Source organism: Panacibacter ginsenosidivorans (assembly GCF_007971225.1).
In the GTDB taxonomy this organism is placed as follows: domain Bacteria; phylum Bacteroidota; class Bacteroidia; order Chitinophagales; family Chitinophagaceae; genus Panacibacter; species Panacibacter ginsenosidivorans.
Map to the genome: position 1 here is coordinate 3539308 of NZ_CP042435.1, position 16216 is coordinate 3555523.

Below are 16216 nucleotides of genomic sequence, written 5' to 3' on the forward strand. Positions count from 1 at the left end.
TATTGTAAGAATGTATTTACAAATATTTCCTGATCACATCAAGTAATTCAGTTTTTGTAATAGGCACACCCATTATTTTATTATAAGGTTGGGCGTCTATAAAGAATTGATCGCGTATAATTTTTACAAGCTGGCCATTATTTATTTCAGGCACAATGACATGATCGAAATTTTTGAGTATTTCTCCCAGGTTACGGGGGAAAGGCCTTACGTAACGCAAGTGAGCGTGGCTAACCTTGTGGCCCTCTGCCTGTAATTGCAATGCTGCACTTTTTATGGCGCCATAAGTACTGCCCCAGCCGAGAACAAGCACTTTACCTTTTTCCGGTCCGCTGTCTAATTGCTGTTCGGGAATATATTGAGCAATCCTGTCAACCTTTGCCTGGCGGGTAAATACCATGTGCTGATGGTTTTCGGGCTCGTAATTTACATTACCGGTCACGTCCTGCTTTTCAAGACCGCCAATTCTGTGTTCAAGCCCGGCAACACCGGGTATTGCCCATGGGCGCACCAGTTTTTCATCGCGTTTGTAAGGCAAAAATTTCTCTTCCCCCTCATCCAAACCCTTTTTGAATGTAACAGGAATAGCAGGCAAATCATCTGCCTTTGGATAACGCCAGGGTTCGGCACCATTTGCAATATAACCATCACTTAAGATAATAATTGGTGTCATGTGTTGTACTGCAATACGCACGGCTTCGTATGCAACTTCAAAACAATCGCTTGGAGTAGAAGAAGCGATAACAGGCATAGGGCATTCACCATTGCGGCCGTAGTAAGCTTGCAACAGGTCGCTTTGTTCAGTCTTGGTAGGTAAACCGGTTGATGGCCCGCCACGTTGCACATCTACAATCACCAGGGGAATTTCAAGTATTACAGCCAAACCCATAGCTTCAGATTTAAGCGCCATGCCTGGGCCAGATGTAGTAGTTAAACCAATACTACCACCATAAGCAGCACCAATGGCCGAAGTGATAGCTGCAATTTCATCTTCTGCCTGGAAAGTGCGTATCCCAAATGTTTTGTATTTGCTTAATTCGTGTAAAATATCGGAAGCAGGCGTAATAGGATAAGAACCTAAAAATAATGGCAGCCCACTTTTCTGCGAAGCTGCAATAATACCGTATGATAAGGCCTGGTTACCCATGATACTCCTGTATAAGCCGGAAGGAAGTTTTGCCTTCTCAACTATATAGCGGCTGCTGAAGGTTTCTGTGGTATCTCCAAAATTATAACCGGCCTGCAAAGCTTTTATGTTGCTCAGCCTTATAGTATCTTTCTTTTTAAATTTATCAGTAAGGAAATTAATGGTAGTATCAAGAGAGCGGTTGTACATCCAATACAGAAAGCCCAGCACAAACATATTTTTTGCACGGTCTTTTTCTTTTATACCAAGGTCAGTAAACTCTTTTAATGCTTCACGGGTCATTTTGGTTACATCCATTTTTATTGTTTCGTAACCATCAAGGCTTGCATCTTCTAATGGGTTTACACCTTCGGGATAATTGGCAAGGCGCAGGTTTTTCGCATCAAAGCCATCAGTATTAATGATGATCTTGCCGCCTGGTTTTAGCCCCCTAAGGTTTACTTTCAATGCGGCAGCATTCATAGCTACAAGCACATCGCAAAGATCACCCGGCGTAAATATCTGTTCGCTCGAAAAGCGTAGCTGGAAGCCGCTTACACCAGGCACCGTGCCTATTGGGGCTCTAATCTCTGCCGGAAAATCCGGGAATGTAGCAAGATCAATCCCCAGCAATGCGGTACTGTTGGTAAATTGGGAGCCGGTAAGTTGCATACCATCTCCACTATCGCCTGCAAATTTTATAACTACATCATTCAATACTACCTGTTGTCTGTCCATCGAATTGAAATTTTGAAGAATCGTTAGAATGGTTATTGCAAAGTTAATGGTTGTAAGTAAAAAACTTTGCTATGGTTATTAACGGGTGATTTATTTAAATATTTTATTTTTTAAATAATGGTTTTTAGGCTCTGTTGCTGCTATAATACTTCGTTGTGTCACTCACTTGTGCGCTTTAAACTGTATTCGGCAATAGACAAAATCATTAATTATTTTATGCAGACAAAACTGTAACGCATAAAAAAAAATGAATTAACACATAATTAAATTGTTCTTGTTTTTTGTTTCAATGGCATCGCCACTATCTTTGTATTGAAAATTATTTATAACCCTTTTATGGACGATGGCACCGGCAGGTGTAGCAGGATATTGATAGCGACCTTCTACTTCTCTTTGATCAGCGCTTTATGCAGCTGTGGTTCTAATCTATCACAACAAAATAATACCGACAGTACTGTTGTTAATGAAGATACTCTTTATCTAAAAAATGCAGATGTTTCAGTAAGGGAAGCCATTCCCGGTACTCCCATATCTTACGACAGTACGAAAAGATACATTTACATAACACTTGATGATGGGCCACAACCAGGCACCATGAACTGTTATCATTTGCTGCTTGATCTTAATGTAAAGGCAAGCTTTTTTATGATCGGTGTGCAGGGTGTGGAACAAAGATCGAAATTGAAGGTAGACAGCATCAGGGATGCCTATCCACAGTTTTTGCTATGCAACCACACGTACACGCATGCTTTCTTTAATAAGTATAAATATTTTTATAGTCATACAGATTCTGCTTTACAAGACCTCGAAAAAGCACAGGTTAGCCTTCGTGTACCAATAAAAATATTTCGCACACCTGCAAACAATTCATGGGCTTTAAACGGAAGGCTTCGCAGCCCTGATTTAACCAAAGCTTTTTGCCGTACGGCAGATTCTGCAGGTTATAAAGGTATTGGCTGGGATGTAGTGTGGAATTTTAAAGGCTGCACAACCCCTGTACAGAGTGTTAATGAAATGCTGCGGGAAGTAAACGCTGCTTTCGATCATAATGAAGAATTCATAAAGAATCATCTGGTAATATTAGCTCACGACCGTATGTTTCAAAAAGGGCAATACGCGGATTCGCTTAGTAAATTCATAACAATGCTAAAACAGGACCCCCGGAATGTGTTTGAAACAATAGACCATTATCCCGGTGTCGCTTCAAATAATTAACAGGCAGAAATTTCGTTTTTCATGTAAATTTGTAAATTGATAAAAATTATAAACTATGGCACTTTTTGAATCAGGCAACCCTACATTATCGCAGAAAATATTCAGCAGATCTGCAGGTGAAGTTTCTGCTGAAGTAATGACTGTGCGTGGCACAATCAATAAATTTGGATTCCTGTTATTAATGGTACTTGGTGGCGCAGCTTTTACCTGGAGTAAGTACTACGACCAATTATTGGTACAAACAGCAGCGCAATCAGTTATGCCTTATTTATGGATAGGCATGATTGGTGGATTGATTTGTGCACTGACAATTTCTTTTAAACCTAATTGGGCTGGTTATATAGCACCGGCTTATGGTATACTGGAAGGGCTATTTCTTGGAGCACTTTCAGCAATTGTAAATGATGCCTTCCAGGAAAAATATCCCGGCCTTGTAATGCAGGCTGTTGGTTTAACTTTTGGTGTTGCAATCGCTATGTTCCTGTTATATAATTTCCGGATCATTAAAGCAACAGAGAAATTTAAATCCATTATCATTTCAGCAACAATGGGTATAGCGGTATTTTATCTCATTACACTTGTGCTGAGAATGTTTGGCGTTAACATGCCTTTCATGTACGATTCAAGCGCATTGGGTATTGGCATTTCTTTGTTTGTTATTGCAATAGCTGCGTTGAATCTTATTCTCGATTTTGATATGATAGAAAAAGGCGCAGATATGGGTGCACCCAAATTTATGGAATGGTATGGCGCATTTGGCTTGCTGGTAACAATGGTTTGGTTATATCTCGAAATACTCAAACTATTAATGCGTTTTGCAGGAAGAAGAAACTAAAAATTTAAATCTCTTTATAAAAAGGTCATGCTGAAAAGTATGACCTTTTTTATTTCTTTAAACCGAACTGCATTACTGCTATTACACAGCTGTTGTGTCACTCACTTGTACGTTCAGAACTTTATTGGGCTTTCAAACTCCGCAATTATCGGGTTGATTTCTTTTTTATTCCGGCAGAAATTTGTGTAACAAAAATAAAATGATATGAATAAGTTCAGGATCGTTCCACTATCTGCTGAATATGCGCAAACTATACGAAACAAAAGAAAAGATGATTTTGGCCATGAAGTAATTGAACAATTAGCTACCGGTCTTGGCCCATGTAGAGTGTCACTAAAACCTTTTAAAAGAAATGTTGATAAACGTTTATTGTTTACACACAGCCCTTTCGAAATTGACAATGCGTATAACCAGTGCGGGCCTGTATTTATAAATGCAGACGAAGTTGAACCTTATAAAGATGTTTATACATTTCCTGCTGAAATAAAAAATGATAAGGAACATTTTCATCTGACACTCATTGGCTATAATAGCAACCAGATGATGGTGTTTACCCGGCTTGTTGGTGACGCAGATATTGATGAATTGATCGTGAAAATATTTGATGAACATCCTGATGTTGCATATTTACATGCACGTAATGCGGAAGCTTGTTGCTTTATCTGTAAAATTGAGCGTGCAGAATAATATGTGAGTAATTGCTGAATAAGAACAAGGCGTACAAGTGAGTGACACAACGAAGGCTTAATAGTGTGGTGAAGCCAGAAAAAAATTTAATCTTTGCTGTTCATCATACTTATGATCTCATCAATATATTTTCGGTCGTTCGAAAGTCTTGGGACTTTGTGTTGTCCGCCAAGCTTGCCTTTACTGCGCAGCCAGGATGTAAAAGTGCAGTGTGCTACACTATGAATAATGGGCATTCTAAGCGCTATATCTTTATGGCGCTTTGCTTCATAGTCACTATTGACTGATTTAAGTGCACAATCAAGTTCGTATATAAAACGGGGAAGGTTTTCGGGTTCTTTTTCAAATTCAATAAGCCACTCATGCGCACCATTACTTTCATCGCTGAAATAAACAGGCGCTGCTGTATAATCAATAACAATACTGTTTGTTTTTTCACAGGCAATCGCAATAGCTTTATCAGTATTATCAACGATCACTTCTTCGCCAAATGCATTCATATAATGTTTTAGCCTGCCACTTACTTTTATACGGTAGGGAATCAAAGAGGTGAATTGAATAGTGTCTCCAAGCAGGTAGCGCCATAAGCCACCATTCGTGCTAATTACAGGCGCATAATTTTTACCGATCACCACATCGCGTAAACCAATTGTTAGCGGATCTGGTTTTCCATATTCTTCCACCGGCATAAACTCGTAGAAAATGCCATGTTCAAGATAAAGCAACATGCCATCTTCATGTGGGTTATCCTGTGCTGCAAAAAAGCCTTCACTCGCATTGTACATTTCGAGATAGTTGATGTCTTCGCCCATCAATTTTTTGAATTGCTCTTTATAAGGAGTAAAGGAAACGCCGCCATGAATATATAGTTCGAAATTGGGCCATACTTCTTTTAAAGTTGCAGCACCTGTTAATTCAAGTATACGTTTTATAAGCACCAATGTCCAGGTAGGAACACCTGATATAGAAGTTACATTTTCGTTTATAGTGGACTGTGCTAAAGTTTCAATCTTACTTTCCCATTCATCCATCAATGCAATGGAAAGTTCAGGTGTGCGTATCCACGTACTCCAGAAAGGAGTGTTTTGGAGAAGCACTGCACTCAGATCTCCATAATGGGTTTCCTCATTAAGAGAATTGATTTGGTGGCTGCCACCAATTACTAAACCTTTACCGGTAAGTAAATCGCTATCCGGGTGTTGCTGATAATACAAAGTAAGTACGTCTTTGGCACCCTGGTAGTGTGTATCTTCCAGGCTGTCTTCTGTTATGGGAATGAATTTACTCTTATCGCTGGTAGTGCCGCTGCTTTTTGCAAACCAATAAACAGGCGTGTTCCAGAGCAGGTTTTGTTCTCCATTCATCAATCGCTCTATGTAAGGTTTAAGATCGTCGTACTCATGAATGGGAACACGTTTTTTGAAATCGCAAATCTTAAATATTTCATGAAAACCATATTTGCGCCCTATCTCGGTATGTTGTGCATGTGTAATAAGATCCTGTAATACTTCCCGCTGTGCGGCAACAGGATCATTAACCCAATGCTCGATCTTCCAATAACGGAAGCGGGCCAGTCTTGATATTGCGGGAGATAAGATTTTCATTACCGACAACAGCAAAATAAGAAATCTTGAGGAGATAGCGAATTATTAAAGTGTCTTTTCGCTTTATAAAAAATTCATTCTTCAGGTAATGCATCTATGATTTCTCCTGAAGTAATGCCTTCTTTACCCTTTCTTGCCATGTCAATGATCCAGTCTTTGCGTTTCAATTCAAAGTTGGTTCCGAGGTATAACCTGCGCACCTGTTCATCATCTGCGAGCTGCTCTGCAGTGCCGTGTTTAAATATTTTTCCATCTATAAGCAGGTAAGCACGGTCGCAGATGGATAGTGTTTCGTTTACATTATGGTCGGTAATAAGGATACCAATATTCTTATATTTCATTTTGGCAACTACACTTTGAATATCCTCAACTGCAATAGGATCAACACCAGCAAAAGGCTCATCTAATAAAATAAATTTAGGGTCAACTGCAAGTGCACGGGCAATCTCTGTTCTTCTTCTCTCACCGCCACTTAGACTGTCACCATTATTTTTACGCACATGGTGAAGGTTAAATTCATCGAGTAAAGCTTCCAGTTTATCGCGGCGCTCTTTTTTTGTAAGAGTTGTCATTTCCAGTACTGCCATTACATTATCTTCTACACTCAGTTTACGAAATACACTTGCTTCCTGCGGCAGGTAGCCAATACCCATCTGCGCTCTTTTATACATCGGCAGTTTGGTTATTTCTTCCGCGTTCAGGTATACTTTGCCCACATCTGGTTTTATAAGACCTACCACCATATAAAAAGTAGTTGTTTTACCTGCACCGTTTGGTCCAAGTAAACCAACGATCTCTCCCTGCTTTACTTCTATAGATACATGATCTACGACAGTACGGCTGCGATAGCTTTTAATAAGGTCTTTTGTGGTAATAACAAGGCTCACGTGTATAGTATTTGGGCAAAAATATAGTAACTAATACAATACGGGCACAGTAATGTGCATCTTAACACTTGTTTTTTACATTACTTTGCACGGCGAATTTTTTTGGGGCCCGGCATTATATCATTGGGCATCGTTCCTTGCGTCGCACACTTGTACAGCATAACATTGCTGATGAAAGATCAGAACGTATAAGTGAGTGACACAACAACCGATGCCAAAAGAACAATAGTACATTACCAAAAAATACCAGGTAAAAGCAAGAAGCAACAGCAAATGAAAGTAACCGATCATATACAACAGGCAAAAGATACATTACTGTCTTTTGAAATTCTGCCGCCACTAAAAGGTAAAAGCATTCAATCTATTTATGATCACCTTGATCCTTTAATGGAATTCAAACCATCGTGGATAAATGTTACCTACCACCGAAGCGAAACGGCTTTCAAGAAAAAGGCAGATGGTAATTTTGAAAAAGTGGAAGTGCGTAAAAGGCCCGGCACGGTTGGTATTTGCGCGGCCATCATGAACCATTACCAGATAGATGCTGTGCCACATATGATCTGCGGCGGGTTTACCATGCGGGAAACAGAAGATGCATTGATCGATCTTAATTTTCTAGGCATTGATAATGTGCTGGTGCTGCGTGGAGATGCGGCAAAGAATGAAGCATCCTTCGAACCGGAACCGGGTGGAAACAAATATGCGATTGATCTATTAAAACAGGTAGTTCACCTCAATAGCGGGATTTATATTGACGATGATATACGCGATGGTGGCAAAACAAAATTCTGTATTGGTGTAGCTGGTTATCCTGAAAAACATTTTGAAGCACCCAACCTGGAAATTGATCTGCGTCGTTTAAAAGAAAAAGTTGATGCCGGTGCAGAATATATTATGACGCAGATGTTTTTTGATAATAATAAATTCTTCGAATTTGTAAATGCATGCCGTGCTAACGATATTCATGTGCCCATAATACCAGGTTTAAAGCCTATAACTACCAAAAAGCAATTATCTGTTTTACCACGCATTTTTCATGTTGATATTCCTACCGATCTTTCTACAGAGATTATGAAATGCAAGACTGATGCTGATTGTGAGATTGTAGGTACAGAATGGCTGATACAACAGAGCAAAGAACTGAAAGTGTTCGGTGTTCCGGTATTGCATTATTATACATTGGGTAAGCCGAGATTAATAAGAGATGTTGTAAAAGAAGTTGTTTAAATAAAAAATGCTGAATGGTATCATTCAGCATTTTTATTTATGTCTCATTAATTTTTTAACCAGGCATTCTTGAAATGTATTTTTCGATTTCTTTTATCTGATCTAATACCTGCTTGGTTTTTGGTTTACAGGCTTTTGCTTTTCTAAAAAAATCTTTTGCAGCCCGGAACTCACGTTTATTCATAAAGATCTGGCACATGCTCAGGTAAGCAACTGCTTCACTTTCTTTGTCTGGTATGCCTGCACGAATGGCTGCACGCACATATTGTTCACCATTTCTGAAATCACCTTTTTGCAAGGCCATCATGCCAAGCTGTAGCTTATTGGCGCCCTCAGCTTCTGGCATTGCAGCACCTAATGCAGAACTTTTCTTTAAATGTTTTTCGGCGGTATCAAAATCCTGCGCCATCATTGCAAGGTTACCTTTTACGGTATAATAGGTGGAGCGGATTGGTTTATACAAAAGACCCGGGAACCAAATGCTTTTCAATATTTTCTCTACAGCTTCCACATCGCCATTTTCCATAGGTTCCTGTATCAAACGCATAGGGCCAATAAAAAAATGACTGAATAAACCAATTACTGCCAGGAAGTATAAAATAAAAGAAGGCCAGAATCCTGCATAAATATTTACAACAATGGCCAATACCAATGCAAGTATACTAAGCTGAAAACGATATTTAATAATTATGTTATAAAACTTCATACGCACATTTTAGGAGCGCAAAGATAGGAGAATGTATAATGTGCTGACAGCCGGATTTACCGATAACAATTCATGAAAGACAACTGGCTTTTACAATTTTACCAGATAAATGATAAAATGCTCAACAATTACATTCAATCTTTTTATTCAACACATTTGAAAAATGGTTGAGCCTAATTGTGATTTTTTAAATGCTGGAAAACAATAGAAACTATTATTTTTGCGCCCTGTTGGTCCCGTAGTTCAATGGATAGAATAGAAGTTTCCTAAACTTTAGATACAAGTTCGATTCTTGTCGGGACTACCAAACAAATTCCCGGATGCATTAATTTTAATAGTGCGACGGGAATTTTTTTTATCGTAAAGGAAGGACTTGGAAAAGTTCTAGATTGAAAGGTTATTTTGTGTTTTTATAACTTACCATTTTTTCGCCACCCTTTTCAGAACGAGTTCTTTCCAGGTTTTGAATTATCATATGCAGAAAAAATCCACGATCACTATTTCGATGCATATAATTTAAACTCTTAGCAAACCACGGAACCCTCTGGCGGCATAATAAGATTCCGCGCCGTTGTGATAAACAAAAACAGTATTGTAGCGACGATCACAAAAAACAGCACCACCAAGCTTTCTAATATCAGCAGGCGTCTTTACCCAGCTCGATGTTTTTGTATCAAATGCGCCAAGCTGTTGTAGTTCCCGGTATTGTTCTTCCGTTAAAAGCTCAATCCCCATCTCAGCAGCCATATTCACGGCGCTATCTGCAGGTTTATGTTCTTTCCTTTTTTCCAGCGCATCATGGTCGTAACAGAGGCTTCGGCGTTCTTTGGGGCTTTCCGGTGAGCAATCATAGAAAATATATTCACCTGTCTTTTTATCAAAACCTACAACATCAGGTTCTCCACCTGTTTCTTCCATTGCATTGAGCGACCACAGTTTTGCCGGATTAGCTTCCAGTTTTGCCTGAATTTTATCCCATTCAAAACCCTTATGGCGTTTCAGGTTTTTATCAAAACGGGTTTTCAATACTTTAATTAATTCATTGCATTGTTGGGGTGACAACTTCTTTTTAATATTATTCTTGTTCATACTTTTATTATCGTTAGTGAAGTGTATTTTATAGATCAAGAAATTATTTTAAATATTTCTTTTTAATTCCAGCTAAGGTTTTTCATAGCATCACCTGTTGCGTCGCAAGCACTTCATCGTTTAGCTTTCTTAGCATCAATATAATTGCATTAATAAAAATACACACTGTTTAATGCTTAATCCGAAAGATGAATATAGCGCAATGCAATGAAGTTTAATTAAAGAACAAAAATTGAGAAACAAATTATTTATTCAATTTAGTTAGTAAAATTATTTTTCAAATATTTTACCTGAAACTAATCACTTAGGCCTTTTCCATTGAGAATCTGTGGTATATATTTTTCAATTCTTGACTCACGTGTTTTGGATTGTTTGGGTTGAGAGAAATAAAAAATATATCCTCTTTGTCGCCCAGGTGTTAATGCATTAAAAGCTTTTTTCAATGCAGCGTTCTTTTCCAGTTTGTTTTGAAGTTCTTCAGGAATTTTGAAATCTGATGTATTTTTTAGTTTTACTTTCAAGCCGGCTCTTTCCACTTCTATAGCTTCATATATATAGGCTTTCAGCATTTTTTCCATCTTAACTATTTCCCGCACATTGGTAAACCTAATTTGTCTTGCAGACTGTACATTCTCTGTTTGTTGGATAAGGATACCATTGGCATCATTTAGCAATGCACCTTTGAAAAATAAGTAAGCACAGTATTCTTTAAAGACATGTATTAAAACAATGTTATTGCCAGTGAACGTGTAGCATGGGCAACCCCATTTTAACTCTTCCTCAAGCCCGCAATCAAGAGCGATTGTTCTTAATTGTTCAATTTCCTTCTGCCACTTTTTTTCTTTATCAAAATAGAAATCAACTTTAGGATTCATACGTAAACATATTTTTATAAACATCTGAAATGAAAACTAAATGTACAAGTGAGTGACACAACAGGCGATGCCATGAAAAGCCACCGATGAAAACAAATAATAAATACGGCATTCACCGAATGCTAAAAAAAATACCTGTATAAAAAAATAATTTAAACAGTTTTTAAAATAATCTTTCTACCGGCAGGCCTTAAATACCAGGATACCACCGTAAGGGCTAAAAGTAACAAAGCAGGTAATATTTCTTTCACAGAATCACCCAGGGCAATATGTGAAAATATAGCCCCGGACATAATGAAGAAAAAACCTGCATAGGCCCACTCTTTTAATAAAGGAAATTTAGGAATAAGAACTGCTACAACTCCTAAAATTTTCCAGGCGCCCAACAATGTGAGCAAATAAACAGGATAACCCAAATGTGCAATCATGTCTGCGCCGCCTTGTCCCTCTTTCGCTTTGCATAACTGAACTGCAGCTGTGGATACCATTCCTAACGCCAGCCAGATGGTAGCTATCCAATAGATGATCTTATTTCTCTTTGCCACAGTATGTTATTTTAGTTTATTTAAAATGTTTTGAATCCTGTTATGCGCCATATTAATGCCTTGCGCAAAAGGCAATTTTAATACCTGCTCTCTTTGTGCAACTGATTCATATATCACGTGCATGGTGAGCTTGCTTTTATCGTCGGTTAGTTGTTCAAATTCATAGATCTCAAGTTGAACGCCCATTGGCGTATTTTCCATTTCAAACGTTCGGATTATCTTCTTGTTGGGGATAAACTCATGTATTACGCCATTAAACCCATGCTTGTTTCCTTTTGGATCGGTTGTTTCAAATTGATAGCTGCCCTGTTTTTTGCTTTCAAGCTTTAGCACTTTTGTTCCCATCCATTGTTCAACGATGTCTGGATCTTCATACGCTTTAAACAATAATTCCAATGGTAGCTCAAATTCCCTTGTTATCAGAAAATCCTGTCTGCCATCTTCTGCATTGATCTTTGTTTTTTGTTCCATAATGGTTTTATTTTTTGGCTTTATATTTTTTCATTACCGCTTCAAGCGTATTAAATCGGTCATCCCACATTTTACGGAATGGCTCAATAAAGTCCGACACTTCTTTCATTTTTTTTGCATTGATGTAATAGAAAATTTCTCTGCCGTTTTGCTGCTGTTCAAGTAATTCGCATTCTGTAAGTATTTGTAAATGTTTGGAAACTGTAGGTCGTGCGGTGTCGAAATTTGCAGCTATTGCACCTGCTGTCATTGACTGTGTTGCAACTAACAGCAGTATTGCCCTTCTTGTGGGATCTGCTATGGCTTGAAATACGTCTCGTCTAAGATTCATTTATGTAGCTATTTGACTACAAATTTAAATGTAGCTATTTAACTACGCAAATTTTTCTGCTATTTTTTTCACTTATTTTCAGACAAAGATTCCAGTAAATGCATCGTTGCGTGGTACTAAATTGCTGACATAAGCAGGTTATTAAAGTCAGGCTTTTTTAATGGCCTTAATCATTTCTCTTTTTTTCGCAGGACCTTTTAATTTTTCCACCAAAAAACCAGCGGCTTGCATAGCCCTTCTTACATCGCCTTTGCTGGAGTAAGTAACCAAAATGCCGTTTGGAGCTAAACTGGAAAATAATCTTTCGAATATTTCCTGTGTCCACAATTCTGGTTGAACAACAGGATCAAATGCATCGAAATAAATAAGATCAAATAACTGATCTGTTGAGAAACATGATAGCGATGTTTTTGACTTACACAATGTAAATAGGGTATGAATATTTGCCTGTTCCTCCCATTTACAATTATGCATTGCGATAAAATACGATTGAAGGGATGGATCATTCAACAAGATTGTATAATCAAGATTTTCATAAATAAGTGCTTCCAGTGGAAATAACTCAATTGTGGAGTAATGAATTTTCTGCTGTTTTTGTATTGATTGTTGTAGTGTTAATATAGCATTTAGCCCTGTACCAAAACCCACTTCAAAAATATGTATCGTTTCTTTTGTATTGAATAATGGTAGTAGCCCTGCATTAATAAATACATGTATACTTTCCTGCAATGCGCCATGTTTGCTGTGATAGCTAAGTTGCAAATCCGGAACAACAATTGTTGGCGACCCGTCTTCTGTTTGCTGAATTACTCTTTGCATAGAAGAGCTTTTATTCTAGTGAAAATGCTAAGCTTGCTGAAAAAAGTTCTGAACGTACAAGTGAGTGACACAATAGAAGCATAATAGTAGTAATGCAGCCTGCGCAAAAATAATTTATTAATACTGGCCCGTACTTAATAATACAAGTGTGCAAGCTTCGATTGGCTGTATGCCTTGCTGTGTGGCAATTGCAGCAAGCTCATCATTCTCTGCACCAGGATTGAAGATTATTCGTTTGGGATGTAAGGAGAGTATATAATCGTAATATTCTTTTTGATTGTTTGGATTGAGATAAAGTGTTACTGTATCTACATCATTCACCGGCGGATGTTCTGCAATGATATTTATATCGGCAACTTTGCCGGCTTTTCTACCAATAGCAACCACAGGATGTTCCTTTGCACGCAAACGGTTAATGGCAAGATAGCTATACCGCCCTGGATTTTCTGACGCGCCTAATACCAATGTTTTCTTATGTTGCATGAACAAGAAGTTTATGTAAAATTAAGGGGATGTATTATACTCTTCTGTTACAATAGCTACAAATGGTATCTTTTGCGCGGAAGGTTTGCTATAATATTTTCGAATGCTTCATCAATGTTATTATATTTGAAAGCAAAGCCATTTTGAAGCAATTTTGCAGGTAAGACCCAACGACTTTTTAATAATAATTCTGTTTCTGTTCCTATTAACGTAGCGCCAATCTTCAACAATAATTTTCCGGCTGGAAAACCAATACTATTGCCCGTTTTTTTTCTCAAGCTACGCATGAATGTTTCATTAGTTACAGGATTTGGACTGCATACATTGAAAATACCTTCAAGTTCAGAATGTTGCGATATAAAATTAATTGCCCTGCAAATGTCTTCTATATGCACCCAGCTGTACATTTGTTTGCCATTGCCTTGTTTACCACCAAGACCAAACTTGCAAAGATTAATATATGGAATCATAACACCACCGTCGGCAAGTGTAACTGCCATTCGTAGGGTGACTTTACGAGTAAAGGGTGTTTGCTGATCAAAGAAAGTTTTTTCCCAAAGTTTGCAAACCTGCACGCTGAAGTCATTTTGGATTTCGCCATTATATTCATCCTGCGGCCTATCTGTTGCATGCCGGTATATGGTTGCTGATGCTGCATTGATCCAAAGTTTTGGGGGCATGACACATTTTTTTATTGCTTCACCAAGCGCTTTGGTAGTTTTAGTGCGGCTATCAAATATTTCTTTCTTATTGGTTTCAGTGTATCTGCAGTTAACTAATTTGCCTGCCAGATTTATTATTATATCGCTACTTTCAATTTCTTTGCACCAATCACCATTATCTTCCCCATTCCATTGAACTAAACGAATATTACTTTTCAGATTATCTGCTATACAAAAATCTTTAAAAGCATTGTTGATACTGGTACTAATGTTTCTTGTTAAGATAACAACCTCGTTTTTTTCGCCAAAATATTCAGCTACATAGCGTCCTATAAAACCTGTACCTCCTGCAATAATTATTTTCATGGTTTAATTATTTATTCAAATATCCAGACAAGTTGGATACGAAAAGTCCAACAAAGATCAGGCAGAATGAAACGAACATTGTATTCATCAGCACTTCACCAACCTTAAAGAAGGGTTTCCTTGGTATTTGATACATCGGATAATAACTGAATTGTGTTATTAACTTTCCTGTCCAGTATGCTGCAATAAGACCTGTTAACGCAACCGCTAAACCTGTTTTGTTTTTGAGTTCTTCTGTAAACAAGACTGAGATGAGGCCGAAAGAAAAATTTAGACCTTGAATATAACGACCATATGTTTTAGCAATTTCCTGATTAAGAGGTTTTAGTTTTTTTATGTCGTTGTACCAATCAAAAACTTTATGTCTTATATATGGATAAATAAATGCAGTGAACATTTGCCCGGCTGCACCGAGCAGAATGAGCCAGTTGGGTATTTCGAATTTCATAGTCGTAAGTTTTAAGAATAAAATAGTGCAGTACCCGATTTTTATTTAAGCATTGACAATGGTCTCTTACTATAAATAAATGTTTCCCTGTAACACATTCCTGTATAATATGCCGCCATAAATGGCGCAGCAAAAAGCATTGGGACAAACACAATTCCTGTTACATATACTAGCGGCGTTAATACCATGCAGGCAACAATTATATAAGTTATATTTTGATAGATACGTCTTGCAGAACCCTTATATGTAAAGCTTTCTGTAAATTCATGCACCAACATACTTATGAATTGCCGGCCCCCAATAATAAAATAGCCATAATAGAAATCCATAGTACCTGTAACAATGAGCATCGTGCAAACTATTATTGGCAGCAGTTGCAGCCAACAATCAAACTGTTTAAAATTTTTCATACTGTATATTTTATAATTTCAGTAAAAATTGAAAATAAAATATTTTAATAAAGCCGGTATAACCGGCTTACATATGGGCTACTTGAGCATCTTTAAAAAGTTGCTCCAGAACCAGCTCTCTTCTGCTTTTATCATCATATCCATTGTCTTCTCTGCCTGGCCTGCAAATTTTTTTATGTTGTCTACAGTTTCTGTAAAGGCTTTTACATCAGCATTGCGTTTATCACCTTCAATATCACTTAACTGGTTTAGCACTTTCAGCATAGGATCCAGTTCTCGTTTTTTTCGCTGGTACATAATGCGTGTGGCTACTTTCCATATATCTTTTTCTGCGGTAAAATATTCTTTCCTGTCACCGGGTACAATTACTTTATCCACTAATTGCCATTCCATCAGGTCACGTATATTCATATTGGCATTACCGCGGCTGATGCTTAGTTCTTCCATTATATCATCTGTGCTTAGCGGTTTGCTTGCTACAAGCAGTAAAGAATGAACCTGTGCCATGGTCCTGTTGATCCCCCATTGACTGCCAAGCACCCCCCAGCTATGTATAAATTGTTGTTTAGCTTCATTTAGTTTCATGGTGTAAAACTAAATTTGTTTTCTGAATTTTCAAAATTTATTGAAAGTAAAATTTATAAGGCTTACGAATTCTATCGATAGCTAAATGTATTTTACTTGATTTTTAG

General features: G+C 37.7%; 19 protein-coding genes and 1 tRNA gene. 5 read left to right on the forward strand and 15 right to left on the reverse strand.

Going from position 1 to position 16216, the window contains the following annotated elements; genetic code table 11:
- Nucleotides 1-16 precede the first annotated feature (16 nt).
- Complete coding sequence (locus tag FRZ67_RS14830) at nucleotides 17-1864, reverse strand: 2-oxoacid:acceptor oxidoreductase subunit alpha (protein ID WP_147190608.1); 1848 nt, start codon at nucleotides 1862-1864, stop codon at nucleotides 17-19.
- Nucleotides 1865-2200: 336 nt separating this feature from the next.
- Between FRZ67_RS14830 and FRZ67_RS14835 the strand changes: the two genes are divergently transcribed.
- The 3 genes from FRZ67_RS14835 to FRZ67_RS14845 all read left to right on the forward strand — a co-directional run bounded on the left by FRZ67_RS14835 (nucleotide 2201) and on the right by FRZ67_RS14845 (nucleotide 4601).
- Nucleotides 2201-3079 carry a polysaccharide deacetylase family protein gene (locus FRZ67_RS14835; RefSeq protein ID WP_147190611.1) on the forward strand — a complete coding sequence of 293 codons (879 nt, stop codon included), beginning with the start codon at nucleotides 2201-2203 and terminating at the stop codon, nucleotides 3077-3079.
- A gap of 55 nt (nucleotides 3080-3134) precedes the next feature.
- Nucleotides 3135-3914: a Bax inhibitor-1/YccA family protein gene (locus FRZ67_RS14840; protein WP_147190613.1), complete on the forward strand. Its 780-nt coding sequence runs from the start codon at nucleotides 3135-3137 to the stop codon at nucleotides 3912-3914.
- 204 nt (nucleotides 3915-4118) lie between these two features.
- Nucleotides 4119-4601 carry a DUF1203 domain-containing protein gene (locus FRZ67_RS14845; RefSeq protein WP_147190615.1) on the forward strand — a complete coding sequence of 161 codons (483 nt, stop codon included), beginning with the start codon at nucleotides 4119-4121 and terminating at the stop codon, nucleotides 4599-4601.
- Between the two features lie 86 nt (nucleotides 4602-4687).
- Here FRZ67_RS14845 and FRZ67_RS14850 read toward each other — a convergent pair whose 3' ends face one another.
- Together FRZ67_RS14850 and lptB are read right to left on the reverse strand one after the other, a co-directional pair.
- Nucleotides 4688-6205: a GH3 auxin-responsive promoter family protein gene (locus tag FRZ67_RS14850; RefSeq protein ID WP_147190617.1), complete on the reverse strand. Its 1518-nt coding sequence runs from the start codon at nucleotides 6203-6205 to the stop codon at nucleotides 4688-4690.
- Between the two features lie 74 nt (nucleotides 6206-6279).
- Nucleotides 6280-7092 (reverse strand): LPS export ABC transporter ATP-binding protein, encoded by an 813-nt coding sequence (gene lptB, locus FRZ67_RS14855; protein ID WP_147190619.1) that lies wholly within the window; start codon nucleotides 7090-7092, stop codon nucleotides 6280-6282.
- Nucleotides 7093-7284: 192 nt separating this feature from the next.
- Here lptB and FRZ67_RS14860 point away from each other — a divergent pair, with 192 nt between their 5' ends.
- The gene (locus tag FRZ67_RS14860; RefSeq protein WP_225975348.1) at nucleotides 7285-8319 is read left to right on the forward strand and encodes a methylenetetrahydrofolate reductase; all 1035 of its coding nucleotides are present in this window, start codon (nucleotides 7285-7287) and stop codon (nucleotides 8317-8319) included.
- A gap of 55 nt (nucleotides 8320-8374) precedes the next feature.
- Here the strand turns inward: FRZ67_RS14860 and FRZ67_RS14865 are convergent, their stop codons facing one another.
- Nucleotides 8375-9025: a tetratricopeptide repeat protein gene (locus tag FRZ67_RS14865; RefSeq protein WP_147190621.1), complete on the reverse strand. Its 651-nt coding sequence runs from the start codon at nucleotides 9023-9025 to the stop codon at nucleotides 8375-8377.
- Nucleotides 9026-9257: 232 nt separating this feature from the next.
- On the opposite strand from FRZ67_RS14865, the gene FRZ67_RS14870 reads away from it, so the two are divergent.
- Nucleotides 9258-9332: transfer RNA gene (locus tag FRZ67_RS14870), tRNA-Arg, on the forward strand.
- Between the two features lie 209 nt (nucleotides 9333-9541).
- Here the strand turns inward: FRZ67_RS14870 and FRZ67_RS14875 are convergent.
- The 11 genes from FRZ67_RS14875 to FRZ67_RS14925 form a co-directional block, all read right to left on the reverse strand.
- Nucleotides 9542-10114 (reverse strand): DUF4256 domain-containing protein, encoded by a 573-nt coding sequence (locus FRZ67_RS14875; RefSeq protein WP_147190623.1) that lies wholly within the window; start codon nucleotides 10112-10114, stop codon nucleotides 9542-9544.
- A 296-nt stretch (nucleotides 10115-10410) separates the two neighbouring features.
- The gene (locus FRZ67_RS14880) at nucleotides 10411-10989 is read right to left on the reverse strand and encodes a YdeI/OmpD-associated family protein (RefSeq protein ID WP_147190625.1); all 579 of its coding nucleotides are present in this window, start codon (nucleotides 10987-10989) and stop codon (nucleotides 10411-10413) included.
- Nucleotides 10990-11141: 152 nt separating this feature from the next.
- Nucleotides 11142-11534, reverse strand: coding sequence for a DoxX family protein (locus tag FRZ67_RS14885; protein ID WP_147190627.1), 393 nt, complete (start codon nucleotides 11532-11534; stop codon nucleotides 11142-11144).
- Nucleotides 11535-11540: 6 nt separating this feature from the next.
- Nucleotides 11541-12005 carry an SRPBCC family protein gene (locus FRZ67_RS14890; protein ID WP_147190629.1) on the reverse strand — a complete coding sequence of 155 codons (465 nt, stop codon included), beginning with the start codon at nucleotides 12003-12005 and terminating at the stop codon, nucleotides 11541-11543.
- A gap of 7 nt (nucleotides 12006-12012) precedes the next feature.
- The gene (locus FRZ67_RS14895; RefSeq protein ID WP_147190631.1) at nucleotides 12013-12336 is read right to left on the reverse strand and encodes an ArsR/SmtB family transcription factor; all 324 of its coding nucleotides are present in this window, start codon (nucleotides 12334-12336) and stop codon (nucleotides 12013-12015) included.
- Nucleotides 12337-12483: 147 nt separating this feature from the next.
- A complete protein-coding gene (gene mnmC2 / locus FRZ67_RS14900; RefSeq protein ID WP_147190632.1) occupies nucleotides 12484-13155 on the reverse strand; it encodes a tRNA (5-methylaminomethyl-2-thiouridine)(34)-methyltransferase MnmC2 in 672 nt (223 codons plus the stop codon).
- 117 nt (nucleotides 13156-13272) lie between these two features.
- Nucleotides 13273-13638, reverse strand: coding sequence for a CoA-binding protein (locus tag FRZ67_RS14905; RefSeq protein ID WP_147190634.1), 366 nt, complete (start codon nucleotides 13636-13638; stop codon nucleotides 13273-13275).
- Between the two features lie 56 nt (nucleotides 13639-13694).
- Entirely contained in the window at nucleotides 13695-14666 is a 972-nt protein-coding gene (locus FRZ67_RS14910) for a TIGR01777 family oxidoreductase (RefSeq protein ID WP_147190636.1), read from the reverse strand.
- Between the two features lie 7 nt (nucleotides 14667-14673).
- Nucleotides 14674-15114, reverse strand: a complete 441-nt coding sequence (locus FRZ67_RS14915; RefSeq protein WP_147190638.1) for a hypothetical protein — start codon at nucleotides 15112-15114, stop codon at nucleotides 14674-14676.
- Between the two features lie 41 nt (nucleotides 15115-15155).
- Nucleotides 15156-15524 carry a hypothetical protein gene (locus tag FRZ67_RS14920; RefSeq protein ID WP_147190640.1) on the reverse strand — a complete coding sequence of 123 codons (369 nt, stop codon included), beginning with the start codon at nucleotides 15522-15524 and terminating at the stop codon, nucleotides 15156-15158.
- A 78-nt stretch (nucleotides 15525-15602) separates the two neighbouring features.
- Nucleotides 15603-16109, reverse strand: coding sequence for a GbsR/MarR family transcriptional regulator (locus FRZ67_RS14925; protein WP_147190641.1), 507 nt, complete (start codon nucleotides 16107-16109; stop codon nucleotides 15603-15605).
- Between the last annotated feature and the right edge of the window lie 107 nt (nucleotides 16110-16216).

Bases quoted from the DNA above. Each gene is read 5' to 3' on its own strand.
- FRZ67_RS14830 (WP_147190608.1), bottom strand. From the start codon at position 1,864: ATGGACAGACAACAGGTAGTATTGAATGATGTAGTTATAAAATTTGCA.
- FRZ67_RS14835 (WP_147190611.1), top strand. From the start codon at position 2,201: ATGGACGATGGCACCGGCAGGTGTAGCAGGATATTGATAGCGACCTTC.
- FRZ67_RS14840 (WP_147190613.1), top strand. From the start codon at position 3,135: ATGGCACTTTTTGAATCAGGCAACCCTACATTATCGCAGAAAATATTC.
- FRZ67_RS14845 (WP_147190615.1), top strand. From the start codon at position 4,119: ATGAATAAGTTCAGGATCGTTCCACTATCTGCTGAATATGCGCAAACT.
- FRZ67_RS14850 (WP_147190617.1), bottom strand. From the start codon at position 6,205: ATGAAAATCTTATCTCCCGCAATATCAAGACTGGCCCGCTTCCGTTAT.
- FRZ67_RS14865 (WP_147190621.1), bottom strand. From the start codon at position 9,025: ATGAAGTTTTATAACATAATTATTAAATATCGTTTTCAGCTTAGTATA.
- FRZ67_RS14875 (WP_147190623.1), bottom strand. From the start codon at position 10,114: ATGAACAAGAATAATATTAAAAAGAAGTTGTCACCCCAACAATGCAAT.
- FRZ67_RS14880 (WP_147190625.1), bottom strand. From the start codon at position 10,989: ATGAATCCTAAAGTTGATTTCTATTTTGATAAAGAAAAAAAGTGGCAG.
- FRZ67_RS14890 (WP_147190629.1), bottom strand. From the start codon at position 12,005: ATGGAACAAAAAACAAAGATCAATGCAGAAGATGGCAGACAGGATTTT.
- FRZ67_RS14895 (WP_147190631.1), bottom strand. From the start codon at position 12,336: ATGAATCTTAGACGAGACGTATTTCAAGCCATAGCAGATCCCACAAGA.
- mnmC2 (WP_147190632.1), bottom strand. From the start codon at position 13,155: ATGCAAAGAGTAATTCAGCAAACAGAAGACGGGTCGCCAACAATTGTT.
- FRZ67_RS14905 (WP_147190634.1), bottom strand. From the start codon at position 13,638: ATGCAACATAAGAAAACATTGGTATTAGGCGCGTCAGAAAATCCAGGG.
- FRZ67_RS14910 (WP_147190636.1), bottom strand. From the start codon at position 14,666: ATGAAAATAATTATTGCAGGAGGTACAGGTTTTATAGGACGCTATGTA.
- FRZ67_RS14915 (WP_147190638.1), bottom strand. From the start codon at position 15,114: ATGAAATTCGAAATACCCAACTGGCTCATTCTGCTCGGTGCAGCCGGG.
- FRZ67_RS14920 (WP_147190640.1), bottom strand. From the start codon at position 15,524: ATGAAAAATTTTAAACAGTTTGATTGTTGGCTGCAACTGCTGCCAATA.
- FRZ67_RS14925 (WP_147190641.1), bottom strand. From the start codon at position 16,109: ATGAAACTAAATGAAGCTAAACAACAATTTATACATAGCTGGGGGGTG.